The sequence below is a fragment of the Streptomyces sp. NPDC053474 genome (assembly GCF_044544845.1).
Lineage (GTDB): Bacteria > Actinomycetota > Actinomycetes > Streptomycetales > Streptomycetaceae > Streptomyces.
On record NZ_JBITXV010000006.1, the window covers coordinates 160,328 to 173,778 of the forward strand.

Below are 13,451 nucleotides of genomic sequence, written 5' to 3' on the forward strand. Positions count from 1 at the left end.
CCTCGGCCCGGAAGACGGTGGCGACGGCCTGGACCACGAGGGCGTCACCGGCGAGCACCGCGGCGCCGGTGCCGAACCGGGCCCACGCGGCGGGCCTGCCGCGCCGCTCGGCGTCGCCGTCCATGATGTCGTCGTGCAACAGGGAGAGCTGGTGCACGAGTTCCACGGCCGTACCGGCGACGGCGGCGAAGCGCTCCGGGGCCCCGACGGAGCGCACCGAGAGCAGCGCGAGCGCCGCGCGCACGCGCTTGGCCACGTGCCGCACCGACGTGGGGGACTCGTCGGCGTCCCACCCCAGGTGGTAGCGGCAGACGGCGGCCGTGGCCGGGTGCAGCCCGGCCACGGCCGCCCGCAGCGGGGGATCGACGAGCGCCGCCCCGCGCCGCAGGAGCTCCTCGCCGTCCGCCCCGGGTGCGGACGCGCGCGGCGGGCCGGTGTCGTACAGCGACGTGTCTGTCATGGATCCTCGCCCGCCCGTCGTTCCCGCACCGGTCTCGGTCCCTCCGGTCGCCTAACGACGACAGCGATCACCGGTTGTGACGGTTCGCGCTACGGAGTGACGGTCCGGCGGGAGCGGGCCCGACGGCGGGCGTACGGAGCGACGGTTGACGTAGGCGGAGCGTAGGCGCACGGGCCGCGCGGAGCGCTCCGCGCGCCAAAGGGCGAGCCGCCCGGCACGGTCGCGACGGCGGAATCGGATTCGAACGGGGCCCGGCCCCGCGGCGGGTCTCGGCCTCAGCCCCGCGGCCTGCGGGACGCGGTTCGCGGCACGGCACGCGCCCCGGGCGCGCGGGCACCGCTGCGCACACGGCCGCCCGGGTGCGCGTCCGGCCCGGCACGGTGGCCCGAAGTGCGCGCCGCGGCAGCCGGAATCGCTCGAATGCTCCCGTCCCGTACGGCTCCGTAGCGCCTGGTTCTTCCCAACATCCTGTCGGCTCGTTCGCGCCGCGCGGGGGTTTCCGCGGCCCCCGCGGGCCTTGAGACTGTGCGCCCGGCGCTTGCCATCGGCAGGCGCGGCGGCGTCGGAAGGACGGCGGACAGGCCATGGTCGGAAATCTGAGGTCCCTCGCGGGCGAGCCCGGTGCGGTCCCCACCCGGCCCGCACCGGACGGCGAGCCGGAGCGGAAGCGGATCCTCATCGAGCTCACCGGCGAGCAACGCGAGGCGCTGCGCGCCCAGTTGGAGCTGTACGGCGATGAGGCGAGCGAACTCGTCCTGCTCGCGGGCGGGCTCGAACTCGGCACGTTCAGTGTGCGGGCCAAGCCCCGCCTGTACTGACGCGGAACCCGCAGCCCGGCACCACCCCCGCACCCCGCCCGCGCGTCCCATCGGGAGGAACCGTGAGTGTGCTGTCCGTCCCGCGCCTCTTCTTCAAGGGGAGGGCGTCGTGGAACCCGGCCACCGGGAACAACAACGACCAGTGGCCGCTCTACGACTTCACCCGCGCCGAGCTGAACTGGGAGTTCCTGAACGATCCGGCGCAGGAACCGCCCATCGGCATCACGCCGGACAACGTCCGCGAACGGTTCCCCGCTTGGGCTCGCACCCTGCGCTGGTACCAGCCGGTGGACGACCAGGGGAGGCCGACGCCGGGCTGGTGGCAGAACCCCGGCGAGTGGGGCTACTTCGGCGGCATGGAGTGGTGTCTGCACGACACCGCCCGGCCCGACGACCCCGGGCCCGGCGCGTCGACGGACACCCGGTTCACCGGCGGCCAGCTGGAGCCGGGCGGCCCCGTGATCACCTCCGACCCGCTGGTCCACCACCCCGAGGACCCGGACAGCGGCGGGATCATCGACATCGTCGGGGACGCCTTCCCGCACAGCACCTTCCCCACCCCGGGCCGCATGGTCGACAACAACCCGGACGCCTGGTGGGGCAGTTCCTTCTACCTCAAGCGCTTCCAGGTCGGCTCGCGCATCGCGCCGCAGTGCCACCTCAGCGGGGACGTCGCCCCGGGCTCGTCGATGAACTCCCGGTGGCTGAGCCTGGCCCGCAACCTCAACGCCGACGGGCAGCTCCAGATCGCGGGCGTGGGCGGCGCGGTGCTCCAGGCCTGCATCCCGGGCGACCCGAAGACGCTGCGGATCGCGTCCGGCACCTCGGCCCTCCTCGACGCGCTCCGGGCGGCTCTCACCCAGCGGGGCGTCCAAGGCCTCATGGTGCGCCTCACCGCGTACCGGACGCTGTACTTCACAGCCGCCGAGTTCGAGCACTGCGACAGCATCAGCGACCCCCAGGAACGGACGACGGCCCAGTACCGGCGGCTCACCGAGCTGTGGGACCGCGAGCTCAGGGAAGGGCGGACGCCGTCCCAGAACCCGTGCGTGTCCACGGTCCTGGGGACCGTCGGCCTCTGGCACGACGGCGAGATGCCGACCAGCGCGCCCGGCGGCCGGTGCCTGCTGCCGTCACGGATGTTCCAGTGCGCGTACGAAGGCCGACAGGAGAAGCACGGAACGTCCCCACGAGGGACGGCCCTCCAAGGGTGGTGCGCCCCGGCGGTGGCGGAGACCCGGCACACCCGGGACGCGGTGTACGTGAGCCTCGACCTCGGCAACACCCTTCCCGAGATCGACTCCCTGGGGGAGAAGGCGAACCTCGGCGACCTGCGGCTCGTCGTACGCGACGGACAGGGGGTCGCGCACGCCGTCGGCGACCTCCCCTTCGACGCCTACCGCACCTCGGCGTACGAGACGACCGCGGGCATCGTCGACATCAAGGCCGCAGCGGAGGTCGTTCCGCTGCTCGACACGGGCACCCTGGAACTCCACTACGCCCCGGGCGGCGACCCGGTGGCGCTGCTCACGGAGAGCACCGTCACCGCCGAGACCGACCAGCGCAGCGTCTATCTGGACCAGGGCGAGCCTGGAACGATCACCGTGCAGGTCCGGGAGCGCGGAGCCATACCCCGGCGGGACGTGGAGCTCGTGGTCCAGCAGTACGTGCCCGACCCGCCGCAGCCGTGCGCGGAGGGCGGTGCCTGGCGCAAGCCGGACGGCGGCGCCTACCAGGAGGTGCTTGACCTCACGACCCAGACCGTCACGGTGTCGGCGGGGATCGGTGAGGCCACCGTCTCCTTCCGGCCCGTGCGCTCCGGCTGCGCCACCGTCGCGTTCTTCCCCGTCGAGCGCTACGGCCCGGGGACGCCGCCCGCCGCCATCGGCCCCGCGCCCGCCGCGGACGACGGCTCGGGGGTGCCCTACGGCATCTCGTGGGCCTCCTACGCCTGCGTGCGCGTGCTGCCGTTCCACGACGACCTGCCCCGGCAGTTCGCCGACTGCTGGAACGCGGGGTTCTCACCGCGGGACGCCTGGGACTTCCTCTATCGGAAGGTCCTGTACGTCCACGACGTGGTGTACCCGGTGATGAAGCACTACGCCCACCTCGACCTGGGCGACAAGGAGTCCGTGGACCGCAACATCGACCAGATCGTGGCCCTCGCCGAGCGGGACCTGTTGCACTCCACCCTCTACATGCCCGTGACCCGCGAGCTCTCCGAGGGGCAGCGGCGCGTACTGAAGACGTATCAGGGACTGGTCGGCAAGGGCTGGCCCGCGGAGCGCCTTGGGGAGTGGCGATGACGGGAACGAGCGCGGGCACCAGGGTGGGCGAGATCGCGGCGTCGGAGGTCGTCGCCGCCTCGGTGGAGCGCGGCCGCGAGCTGTTGCGGCGGCGGGACGCCTTCGTGCGGCAGTTGAGCCCCTTCGACCGCCAGGCCCGGCTGTGTCTGCGCGCCGACGTGCTCGACGTGACGCTTGAGGGCTACCTCGACTACGTGGGCAACCAGGCCCTCGACTGGACGGACGACGAGCTGGCCGCCCTCACCCGCATCGTCGAGGAGATCGACGGGCTCTTCAAGCCCTGGTCCTTCCAACTGCCCCCGACCATCGCCTTGGTGAAGACCTCCGGCCAGGAGGAGGGGCGCGCGGCCTACACCCGGGGCGAGGACACCATCGTGGTCCCCGCGGGCAAGGTGGAGACGCTGCGCCTGCCGTCCCCCGACAGCGACCCGCTGTTCGCCGCGCAGAACACCACGAGCCTGCGGGACCTGCTCGTGCACGAGCTCTTCCACCTGGTGAGCAAGAACAACCGGGAGCTGCGCGCACGCCTGTACGACCTCGTCGGCTACACCCTGATGACCGCGCCGGTCCAGCTGCCGTCCGTGCCCTGGCCGGAGGCGACCTCGCCCACCACCATGCCGGAACTGAAGATCACCAACCCGGACACCCCGCTCCTCGACGTCCGGATCCGGCTGAACGTGCCCAAGGGGCCCTACGAGGGTCCGGCGCAGGACCTGGTCCCGCGCGACCTGGTGCCGGTCCTCATGGCGGACGGACCGTACGCGGGCGGCAGCTTCTTCGGCTATCTGCGGTGGTACTTCATGGCGGTCGAGGACCAAGGAGGGGGGCGGTGGGCGCCCGTCACTGGGGACGACGGGCGTCCCCTGACGTACCTCATGCCGTTCAGGCCCGACGACAACAGGACCCTGTGGGACCAGTACCTGGAGAAGGTGGGGCGCAACACCGCCTCGGAGCTCTTCCACCCGGACGAGGTCATCGCCCAGAACGTCGTCTTCGCCGCGCTGCTGCCGACCCCCGGCCTGCTCGCCGGGGTCGGCGACGTGCTCAGCAGGTAGCCGCCGCACCTCGCCGGGAGGGAGACCCCGACATGGCCCAGACCGATCCGCCGCCGATCCACACCATCGAGGCGCTGCGCGCGGAGCTCCAGGACGCGCTGGCCCTGGAGTTCACCACCATTCCCGCCTACCTCTCCGGGTGGCTCACCATCAAGGACCGGCGGACGAGGTTCCCCGACGTCACCCGGATCGTCCAGAGCGTCGTGATCTCCGAGATGCGGCACATGGCCATCGCCGCGAACGTGCTCACCGCGGTGGGCGGCCGACCCGAGGTCACGAAGGCGGCGCCCACGTACCCCTGCCAGATCCCGGACTTCACCCGGGCGGGCCTGGTGCGGCTGCTCCCCTGCGGCGACGACCTCTGGCGGCTCGGCCTCTTCATCGAGCAGCCCGACCCCCTGCCGACGGACACCCGGGAGCGGATCCGCGGCGCGATCGACCTGGAGTCGCCGCGGCTGCGCACCGGCGGCGGGCTCGACCTGATCAAGGCCCTGCCGAGCCCCATCCCGCTGCGCTTCGAGTCCATCGGGGACTTCTACAACGCCCTCATCGACGGCATCCGCTACCTGGTGGAGCAGGGGAAGGAGGAGGACGTCTTCCACCCGGAGACCATCACACGGCAGTACACGCACTTCGGGGGCCAGGACAACATCGGCGTCCGCACCTCCGCGGAAGCCGTCGCCCTGCTGACCGACATCATCCACGAGGGCGAGGGCGACCCGCACCGCATGTGGGACGACAACGGCGAGCTGTCCCACTACTACAAGTTCGACGAGCTGGCGCAGGGCCGCCGCTATCTGCCGCAGGACAAGCCCTGCCACCCCACGGGCCCGCGCCTCACCCTGCCCGTGGACACCGACATCGTGCGCGTCCTGCCCGATCCGCAGATGTGCAAGTACCGCAAGGGCTCCCCGGAGTGGCGGGCGGCGGACGACTTCAACCGCTTCTACGAGCGGCTCGTGGCGAACCTGGAGACCGGCCTCACGGGCCACCCGCAGCAGGTCGACAGCGCCGTGGGGCAGATGCACCAGCTGGAGGTCCTCGCCGACGAGGTCCTCGCGTGCCGGATCACCGAGGGCGAGTACGCGGGGTACTACGCCGGGCCCACCTTCGAGTGCAGGCCCTACACCGACCAACCCGTCAGGCTCCCCGAACCGGAGGCGTGAGGACGCCGCGTCGGCGGCCGACCGGACCCGCCCTCGCGCGGTTCCCGCCATTCGCCCCGCCGCGCGGTGCGGCGACTACCGGACAGCTCCGGTGCGCGCGCACCCGGTGGCGCGCGTCCGGCGTCGCCCGACGCGGGACGCAAGGGTGGGAAGCACGCTACTTGACGGGAGCCGGGCGGACATGGGGATGAGACAGGGGCCCTCCCGCACCCCTGAGGGAGGGCAGACGGCCCGTGGGCACGGTCGTACTCTCCACCCCCATGCGAATCACACACCTGCGGCGTTTCGGCCTCGCCGCGTTCCTCGCCTTCTGTCTCGCGCTGCTGGGCCTCGGGCAGACCGCCCGGGCCAGTGGCGCGGCCGCCGCTGACGTCACGTTCAGCGCCGACCAGGCCACGGTCACTCCGGGGTCGACGGTCAACCTCACGATGACCTTCACGAACAACCAGGCGACCGACATCTGGTTCGTCTACCAGACGATGCAGCCCACCTGGGCCACCACCCAGCGCCCCGACCTGAAGTACGCCTTCGGCGCCTGCACCGGCACCGGCGTCACCTGCAGCGGCACCGGCACCCAGCAGCTGGGCTTCAGCTACTCCGTGCCCGTGCCGCCCGGCCAGGCCCGCACCGTCACGCTGCCGGTCCAGATCGCCGCGGACTCGGGCTGCGACGGCAACATCGCCTTCGACTCGTACGTCTACTACGAGTACAACGACGGCCAGGGCAAGAAGGACGGCATCTTCACCACGCCCACCACCCGCGTGCGCTGCGCCACCCCGCCCGGCGCCTGATCCCGCTACCGGTCCGCCACCCAGCTGCCGTGGAAGCCGAGCGGCACCCGGCCGGGCAGCCGGACACGGGCCAGCGGGCGGCCGGTGAAGTCCTGGGCCGCGAGGACCACCAGGTCGGTCGCGCCGCGATCGGGGTCGTTCACATAGGTGAGGACGTAGCCGTCGTCCTCGTCCCGCGCGCCCCGGCGCGGCACGAACACCGGCTCGCTCGCCGCCGCGCCCTCCGGGAGGCGGTGCGTCTGCCTCGTGCCGCGCAGCATGTCGTGCTTGACCAGGTGATTGGCCGACTTCCCCGCCGGGGGCACGCCGTCGACCGTCAGGTACGCGCGCCACATCTCCGCCGCGCTCACCGTGTACCCGAAGCGGTGCCTCCGGGACACCAGGGACTCGTTGACACGGGGGAACTCCTGCGGCAGGTCGTCGACGCGGGTGCCGTGGACGCGGCCGCCGCGCAGGTCGATCCGCCAGCGGTCGAGCGTCGGCGTCCCGGTCGCGGAGGGGCCGCCGCTGCCCCGGCCCGCCGCGTGGAAGGGGGCGGGCATGGAGGTGAAGTCCACCACCACCTCGTCGCCCTGGTCGTAGGCGTTGAGGGTGTGCGAGAAGTAGACCGGGTCGACCTCGAACCAGCGCGTGGCGCCTCCGGCGCGCGGCATGACGCCCACGCGCGGGGGATGGCGCTCGTTCCAGACGTACGGCACCAGCGCCCCCGCCTCGGCGGCCGCCGGGTCGAACGTGATCGGCACGTCCACGATCACCACGTGGTTCCGGGTGAGGGCGAAGTCGTGCATCATCGGCGCGTCCGCCACCGGGATCCTGGTGGTCCGCGCCACCCGCCCGGTGCCGTCGATCACCAGGTGCCGCACGTGGTCCCAGGTCGGGTAGTACGTGACCGCGTGCAGCTCGTCGGCCGCCGCGTCGTACTTCGTGTGCGCGGTGAACGAGCCCTTCAGGGTGTGGCGGAAGTCGTACGGACCCGCCGTGCCGAGCTCCCCGTCCAGCTCGTACGGCAGCGGCCCGCCCTCCTGGAGCGCCAGGATCCGCCCCTTGTACGGGATCACGTGCGTGTTGCACGCGAAGTCGTCCGGCGGCACCCGGCCCGGGTACGGCTCGCCCAGCTTCTCCGCGACCCTCAAGGAGCGCACCCAGCGGTTGCGGTACCACTCGGCGCGCCCGTCGCGCAGCCGCACCCCGTGCACCATGCCGTCGCCGAGCATCCAGTGGTGCGCCCGCGGGTCCTCTAGGCCGAGCGCGTTCGGGCCGGTGCGCAGATAGCGGCCGTCCAGGTCGCGCGGCAACCGGCCGGTCACCTCCAGGTCGAACGCGGTCAGCTCCTCCGTGACCGGCGTCAAGGCGCCCTCCAGGAAGGGGAGATGGCCGCCCTCGGCCGCGCGGCCGGTCGCCGCCTGTGCCGCCGCCGCGTAGTGACCGCCTCCGTAGCCGCCGACCACGCTGCCCGCCGCCGCGAGTGCCGCCCCCTGAAGGACCCTCCGCCGCGTGTGACTGGCCATCATGTCTCCCTGTCGCTCGTCGAACCGCTCAGCCGTGACACGGACAAGCCTCCGCCGACGGGGGCTCCGGGGCAGTTGGCCTAGGGCCCGGGACGGGGGTGGTGTTGAGGCCACCTGGCCTGGGGCGGGGCGGGCGGAAAATACTCACGCGCGTGCGTTCCCTCTGAGCGCCGCTTGCTGCACGCTCTCCCCACGCACGGCACGCACCGACCACGTCCGCACGGCCGCACGTCCCAGGGGGGCATCGCCATGGACCGGAGACGCTTCGTCGGCGGCGCGCTGGGCGCGGCGGCCGATGCCGCCCTGCTGCGGGTGCCGCAGGCCGGGGCCGCCGCGCGGGCCGACGGCTGGCGGCAGGTCCCGGTGCCCGGCGCGGCGGAGCTGGCGGGCCTGCGCTCCGTGGCCGCCGCGGGGCCGCGCCTGGCCTGGGCCGTGGGCACGGAGGGCCTCGACCGCGGCACGTACGGCAGGCCGCTCTCGTACCTCTGGAACGGCACCGACTGGTCCCGCACGGACACGGCGGGCCTGCGCTTCAACGGCTTCCTCATGGACGTCGCGGCCAACGCCTCCGGCGACGCCTGGGCCGTCGGGCTCGACCGCGAGAACAGCCTGTGGCACCTGTACGCCTGGGACGGCGACGGCTGGGAGCGCGTCCCCTTCCCCGGCGACGGCACCTCGGGCACCACCGTCCACGGCCTCACGGTCGCCCCCGACGGGGACGCCTGGGCCGTCGGCTCGTACGAGAACGGGCCGCGGACGATGCACTGGAACGGGCGGCGCTGGCGCTGGCTCCGCCCGCTGCCCAGCGGCAACACCAGCCCCGCGGTCGGGGTGCGGCGCACCCGCCGCGGGGACGTCTGGATCCACGGCAACGGAGTGTGCGCCCGCTGGGACGGCGCCTGGCACGAGATCCCGGTCGAGGGCCACCCGAACTATGTCACCGGTCAGCTCCCGGTCGCGGCGGACGACATCTGGGTGTGCGGCTACAACTGGACCCTCACCGGAGGCCGCCCTCCCGGCGCGCGGCTGCGCCACTACGACGGCTCGGCGTGGCACCACGTCGAGCTGCCCTTCGTCGCCGGGGAACTCGTCGGGATCGTCGGGGACGGCCGGGACCGACCGGACCGCATCGCGGGCTGGGAGTACCCGAACTGGAACCAGGCGCACTACCTCCGCTGGGAGAACGGCGGCTGGGTGAGCGAGCGGGGGCCGCAGTCCACGTCTCCGGTGCTGATGAACGGGATCGCGCGGGTGCCCGGGACGCGCGCGTACTGGGCGGTGGGATCGACCTCCTTCTTCCCGTACCCGCCCGGGCAGGTGCGGATCGAGCGGCTGCGCGTGCCCGGCCCGACCCGGCCGTCCGCGCGAGGCTGAGCGGTGCGGAGCGGTGCCCGAGTGGCGCCGAGCGGTGCCCGAGTGGCGCCGAGCGGTGCGGCGGCGGAAATTCACTGTCCCGGTGGCCGGAAACAGCGGAGACTCGCCTCATGTCTGACATGGGGGCGTTCCGTGAAGCGGTCATCGCGTGGGCGGCGGGAGGCCCCGGCGACCTCGCGCGCGAGCTGGCCGAGCACCTGCCCGTACGGGCGGTCGTCCTGCTCGAAGGGCCGAGCGACGTCGCCGCGGTCGACGCGCTCGCCGCGAGGCGCGGCCGGGACCTGGCGGCGGAAGGCGTCTGCGTCCTGGCCATCGGCGGCGCGATGAGCGTGGGGCGCTTCGCCCGGCTCCTCGGCCCCTCCGGACTCGGCCTCCGGCTCACCGGGCTGTGCGACGAGGCGGAGCGGGGCTACTACGCCCGCGGCTGGGAGCGGGCCAGCGCGGCCCCGCGGGACTTCTTCGTCTGCGCGGCGGACCTGGAGGACGAGCTCATCCGCGCCCTGGGCGTGGGGCGCGTCGAGGAGCTGGTCCGGGCGGAGGGCGACCTGCGCGCCCTGGAGACCTTCCTGCGCCAGCCCGCGCAGCGGGACCGCACCGCACACCAGCAGCTGCGGCGCTTCTTCGGCACGAAGAAGGGCCGCAAGATCCGCTACGGCCGCGTCCTCGTCGAGGGACTCGCGCCCGACCGCGTGCCCGCCCCGCTCGACGGGCTGCTCACCAGCCTCTGACCGGCCGGGGCGGCCGCGCCGGAAGCACCCCGCCGAGCGGCCCGAGGCGGCCGTGCCGGAAACACCCGGCATACCGGAGGTGGCCGAAACCTCGCCCGTCGTGCGGCAGGAGTGTCGAAGTTGTGGACGGGGTAGCGCTTCCTTCGACGGAATCACCGACCATACTGGTCATGCCCTGATCACCCACAGAACGAGTCCATGGCCGAGAACAGCACCTCCGCGACCACCGCCCCCGACACCGCGTGGCTGGGGCGCGGGCGCCATCTCGGGCCCGAACCCGAGCAGGACGTCCGGCGCAACCTGATCGCCCTCAAGGCGGCCGGGGTGCTCGACGACTTCCTGGAACTCGACCCCGCCGACGCCGCCCGCTCCAGCGTCCTGCACCCGCGGGACGAGGCCGCCGACCCCGGCCCTTCGGCCCGCCGCCTCTTCGAGGCCCGCTGGCGCGTGGCCGAGGACGTCACGGTGCGCGCGCAGCTGACGACGTACGACCCCGAAGGCCGCCGCAAGGACGGCGAGGGCGTCGTCTGGGTCCTCGCCGCCGAGGCGGACCGGGTGTGGGACGCGCGCTGGCCCTCGCCCGCCACCATGTTCTGGCCCGACAGCGACCGCGTCGCCTGGGACCACGACACGGTGGGGCAGCTGCGCCTGCGGACCACCAACCACCTGCCGAAGGACGACGACGAGCTGCGCCGCAGGCTGCGGGACAGCATCCGGCAGAGCTGGTTCATCCACGTCGTCGTGCACGAGGCGATGACACCCGACGCGGCGGGGCAGCGGCCCGTCTCGGCGTTCCTGCCGCCGGGCCTGCGGCACCGGGTGGTCGAGCACCGGGGCACGCCGGAGCAGGCACAGATCGCCGACTTCGCGATGAAGCGCGAGCTGAGCGTCCGGATGCCGCGCGGCGGCGCCGTCATCCTGCCCGTGGAGCCGCGGAGCCCGGACTACGACCCGGAGCGCTTCACCGTGCGCAGCGTCTTCCTCGACGGCTCGGAGCCCACGGAACTCCTCGACAAGATCGCGGAGTTCGCCGCGCTGCCGCGGCCGCTGCCCGACGAGGCCGAGCGGGCCCTGACCCGGCTGCGCCAGGGCTGGCACCTGCTCACCCCGGACGAGGAGCTGGCCCACGCCCAGCACATGGTCACCAAGTACGCCGAGGCGCTCGACGCCATGACGAAGTCGCGCGACCTGTACCGGGAGGCGGCCGAGGCGGCTCAGGCCGCGCTGGCCGACGCGTCCGGCGGCGGTGGCGCGCCCCTGCTGCCCGGGTCGGGCCCCGCCAAGGCGGAAGGCTCACCGCTGAGCGCCCTCACGCGGGCGTTCGGCCGCTTCCGCAGGGATCCCGGCAAGGGCCGGGGCAAGGACGGGTCCGAGGAGCGGGGCACGGACCCGGCCCCCGACGAGGACCCCGGCACGTAGCCACGAGCGAACCGGCCGGGGCCCCACACGGGCCCCAGCCGCCGCCAGCCCCCCTTGCGGCAGTCGCCCGCCGACACATGTGCTCAGTTTTGATCGCACCCGATCGCACTCGATCGCGCGGGACCAACAAGCGGGCGGCCCACTAGCCCCGATGGAATGCGATCATTTGGCTAATGGCGATCAATTCGCTATCGGTCGCATCTGAGATCAATAGCAAATTGCGCCCGGACGGTATTTACTGTTGCGCCATCGCCGAACGTCCGAGTAGGCTGGCGCACCATCGCGGGATTTGAACGGCTCTTGGGCGCGACGCCCCAGCAATCGCCAGCCGATTCAAGATCGTCTGAATGATCAACTGGCGTGGGCAAAAGATCGCGTGCAATGAGATTCAGGCGGGGGAATGAATTGACATCGCATCCTGCACATGATGCTGTGCGCATCCCATCGGCATTACCCGAGGACCCGACTCCGAGCGACTGTTCGGGGTCGTCCGTACCCAAGTACTGGTACAACTTCTTGGGCGACTTACCTGCCCCTTTACCTCGAATACGGGACTCCGGTAGCCCCTCGGCGGCAGAAGTGGCCGCACAGGTCCGACCGCGGGCTCTCGTGGCACAGAACAACCCGTCCGACCGCTGGGTGCCCGTACCCGAGCAGGTCGGCGAGCGGCTGCGGCAGTGCGGGCGCCCGACCCCGCTGCACCGCGCCCACCAGCTGGAGAAACACCTCGGCACGGCCGCGCGCATCTATCTGAAGCGCGAGGACGTACTGCCCACGGGCAGCTTCAAGCTGAACACCGCGATAGCGCAGGCGTTCTATGCGGCGAACGAGGGGCGTACCACTCTCGTTACCGAGACGGGCGCCGGGCAATGGGGCATGAGCGTGGCCCTCGCGGCAGAGATGTTCGGCCTCGAAGCCGAGATTTTCATGGTCAGGTGCTCGCTGGAGCAAAAGCCCTACCGGCGCCACTACATGGAGCTTCTCGGGGCCCAAGTGCGCCCATCCCCATCGCCGCACACCGAGCTGGGACGCAGGATCCTGGAACGCACCCCGGATCACCCGGGGAGCCTTGGAACCGCGATCAGCGACGCGATTCAACACGCACTCGACACGCCTTCCGCGGCCTATCTATCCGGAAGCGGAATGACGCACGTCTATCTCCATCAAACGCTCCTCGGACTCGAAGTCGAGGCGCAGCTAAGAGAAATGCACGGAGAGACTCTCGGAGTTACCGGACGCGGTGACCACCTCATCGCGTGTTCCGGCGGCGGCAGCAATCTCTGCGGTCTGATCGGCCCTTATCTGCGCGCCCGCGCCGACGGCGCCGATCTCCGCCTCCTCGCCGCGGAATCCACCGCCGCTCCCCGTCTCACCGCGGGCACCTACACCTACGGCCGCGCCGACCTCGGCGGCTTCACACCGGAGGTCCTCGGCTACTCGATGGGGGAGGACTTCATCCCGCCCCCCGTCCACGTCGGCGGCCTGCGCAACCACCACAGCTCCGCCATCGTCAGCCTGCTGCGCCGCGAAGGCGTCCTGGACGCCGTCGCGTTCGAGCAGAGAACAGCGCTCGAAGCGGGCCGACTGCTGCTGCGGACCGAGGGACTGCTGCTCGCCCCCGAGGCGAGCCACGCGGTCGCCGCCGCCCTCGAAGTCGTCGCCAAAGCCGACGCGCAGCACCTCGAACCGGTCATCGTCGTGCTCGCCAGCGGCTCCGGGCACCTCGATCTGCAGGGCTACCACGAAGTCCTGCGCGACACGTGAACCGACCACCCCCACCGCACGACGTGTGAACCGACCCCCCTAACGCACCCTGACACCTCGCG

At 72.4% G+C, this 13,451-nt stretch carries 10 protein-coding genes and 1 pseudogene; 9 read left to right on the forward strand and 2 right to left on the reverse strand.

Annotated features, from left to right (window positions below; all coding sequences use genetic code 11):
• Window positions 1–70: 70 nt before the first annotated feature.
• Window positions 71–460, reverse strand: a pseudogene (locus ACIG3E_RS16105) (polyprenyl synthetase family protein); the annotation flags it as partial.
• Between the two features lie 584 nt (window positions 461–1,044).
• Here ACIG3E_RS16105 and ACIG3E_RS16110 point away from each other — a divergent pair.
• From ACIG3E_RS16110 to ACIG3E_RS16130, 5 genes are all read left to right on the forward strand, one after another.
• Window positions 1,045–1,278, forward strand: coding sequence for a hypothetical protein (locus tag ACIG3E_RS16110; RefSeq protein ID WP_399616110.1), 234 nt, complete (start codon window positions 1,045–1,047; stop codon window positions 1,276–1,278).
• A gap of 62 nt (window positions 1,279–1,340) precedes the next feature.
• Window positions 1,341–3,584 (forward strand): hypothetical protein, encoded by a 2,244-nt coding sequence (locus ACIG3E_RS16115; RefSeq protein ID WP_399616112.1) that lies wholly within the window; start codon window positions 1,341–1,343, stop codon window positions 3,582–3,584.
• On the forward strand, window positions 3,581–4,639 hold the full coding sequence (locus ACIG3E_RS16120; protein ID WP_399616114.1) for a hypothetical protein: 1,059 nt from the start codon (window positions 3,581–3,583) through the stop codon (window positions 4,637–4,639). Before ACIG3E_RS16115 ends, ACIG3E_RS16120 begins: the two co-directional genes overlap by 4 nt.
• 32 nt (window positions 4,640–4,671) lie before the next feature.
• Window positions 4,672–5,805 (forward strand): ferritin-like domain-containing protein, encoded by a 1,134-nt coding sequence (locus ACIG3E_RS16125; protein ID WP_399616116.1) that lies wholly within the window; start codon window positions 4,672–4,674, stop codon window positions 5,803–5,805.
• Window positions 5,806–6,065: 260 nt separating this feature from the next.
• Entirely contained in the window at window positions 6,066–6,596 is a 531-nt protein-coding gene (locus ACIG3E_RS16130) for a hypothetical protein (RefSeq protein ID WP_399616118.1), read from the forward strand.
• A gap of 5 nt (window positions 6,597–6,601) precedes the next feature.
• Here the strand turns inward: ACIG3E_RS16130 and ACIG3E_RS16135 are convergent, their stop codons facing one another.
• Window positions 6,602–8,104 carry a carotenoid oxygenase family protein gene (locus tag ACIG3E_RS16135; RefSeq protein WP_399616120.1) on the reverse strand — a complete coding sequence of 501 codons (1,503 nt, stop codon included), beginning with the start codon at window positions 8,102–8,104 and terminating at the stop codon, window positions 6,602–6,604.
• A 249-nt stretch (window positions 8,105–8,353) separates the two neighbouring features.
• On the opposite strand from ACIG3E_RS16135, the gene ACIG3E_RS16140 reads away from it, so the two are divergent.
• The 4 genes from ACIG3E_RS16140 to ACIG3E_RS16155 all read left to right on the forward strand — a co-directional run bounded on the left by ACIG3E_RS16140 (window position 8,354) and on the right by ACIG3E_RS16155 (window position 13,389).
• On the forward strand, window positions 8,354–9,478 hold the full coding sequence (locus ACIG3E_RS16140) for a hypothetical protein (RefSeq protein ID WP_399616122.1): 1,125 nt from the start codon (window positions 8,354–8,356) through the stop codon (window positions 9,476–9,478).
• Window positions 9,479–9,588: 110 nt separating this feature from the next.
• Entirely contained in the window at window positions 9,589–10,206 is a 618-nt protein-coding gene (locus tag ACIG3E_RS16145; RefSeq protein ID WP_399616124.1) for a TOPRIM nucleotidyl transferase/hydrolase domain-containing protein, read from the forward strand.
• 198 nt (window positions 10,207–10,404) lie between these two features.
• The gene (locus ACIG3E_RS16150; protein WP_399616126.1) at window positions 10,405–11,625 is read left to right on the forward strand and encodes a hypothetical protein; all 1,221 of its coding nucleotides are present in this window, start codon (window positions 10,405–10,407) and stop codon (window positions 11,623–11,625) included.
• 432 nt (window positions 11,626–12,057) lie between these two features.
• The gene (locus ACIG3E_RS16155; RefSeq protein ID WP_399616128.1) at window positions 12,058–13,389 is read left to right on the forward strand and encodes a TrpB-like pyridoxal phosphate-dependent enzyme; all 1,332 of its coding nucleotides are present in this window, start codon (window positions 12,058–12,060) and stop codon (window positions 13,387–13,389) included.
• Window positions 13,390–13,451: the final 62 nt, after the last annotated feature.

What these genes read in the sequence shown, in the direction of transcription:
- ACIG3E_RS16120 (WP_399616114.1), top strand. Translation starts at nt 3,581, where the DNA reads ATGACGGGAACGAGCGCGGGCACCAGGGTGGGCGAGATCGCGGCGTCG.
- ACIG3E_RS16140 (WP_399616122.1), top strand. Translation starts at nt 8,354, where the DNA reads ATGGACCGGAGACGCTTCGTCGGCGGCGCGCTGGGCGCGGCGGCCGAT.
- ACIG3E_RS16130 (WP_399616118.1), top strand. Translation starts at nt 6,066, where the DNA reads ATGCGAATCACACACCTGCGGCGTTTCGGCCTCGCCGCGTTCCTCGCC.
- ACIG3E_RS16145 (WP_399616124.1), top strand. Translation starts at nt 9,589, where the DNA reads ATGTCTGACATGGGGGCGTTCCGTGAAGCGGTCATCGCGTGGGCGGCG.
- ACIG3E_RS16135 (WP_399616120.1), bottom strand. Translation starts at nt 8,104, where the DNA reads ATGGCCAGTCACACGCGGCGGAGGGTCCTTCAGGGGGCGGCACTCGCG.
- ACIG3E_RS16125 (WP_399616116.1), top strand. Translation starts at nt 4,672, where the DNA reads ATGGCCCAGACCGATCCGCCGCCGATCCACACCATCGAGGCGCTGCGC.
- ACIG3E_RS16150 (WP_399616126.1), top strand. Translation starts at nt 10,405, where the DNA reads ATGGCCGAGAACAGCACCTCCGCGACCACCGCCCCCGACACCGCGTGG.
- ACIG3E_RS16110 (WP_399616110.1), top strand. Translation starts at nt 1,045, where the DNA reads ATGGTCGGAAATCTGAGGTCCCTCGCGGGCGAGCCCGGTGCGGTCCCC.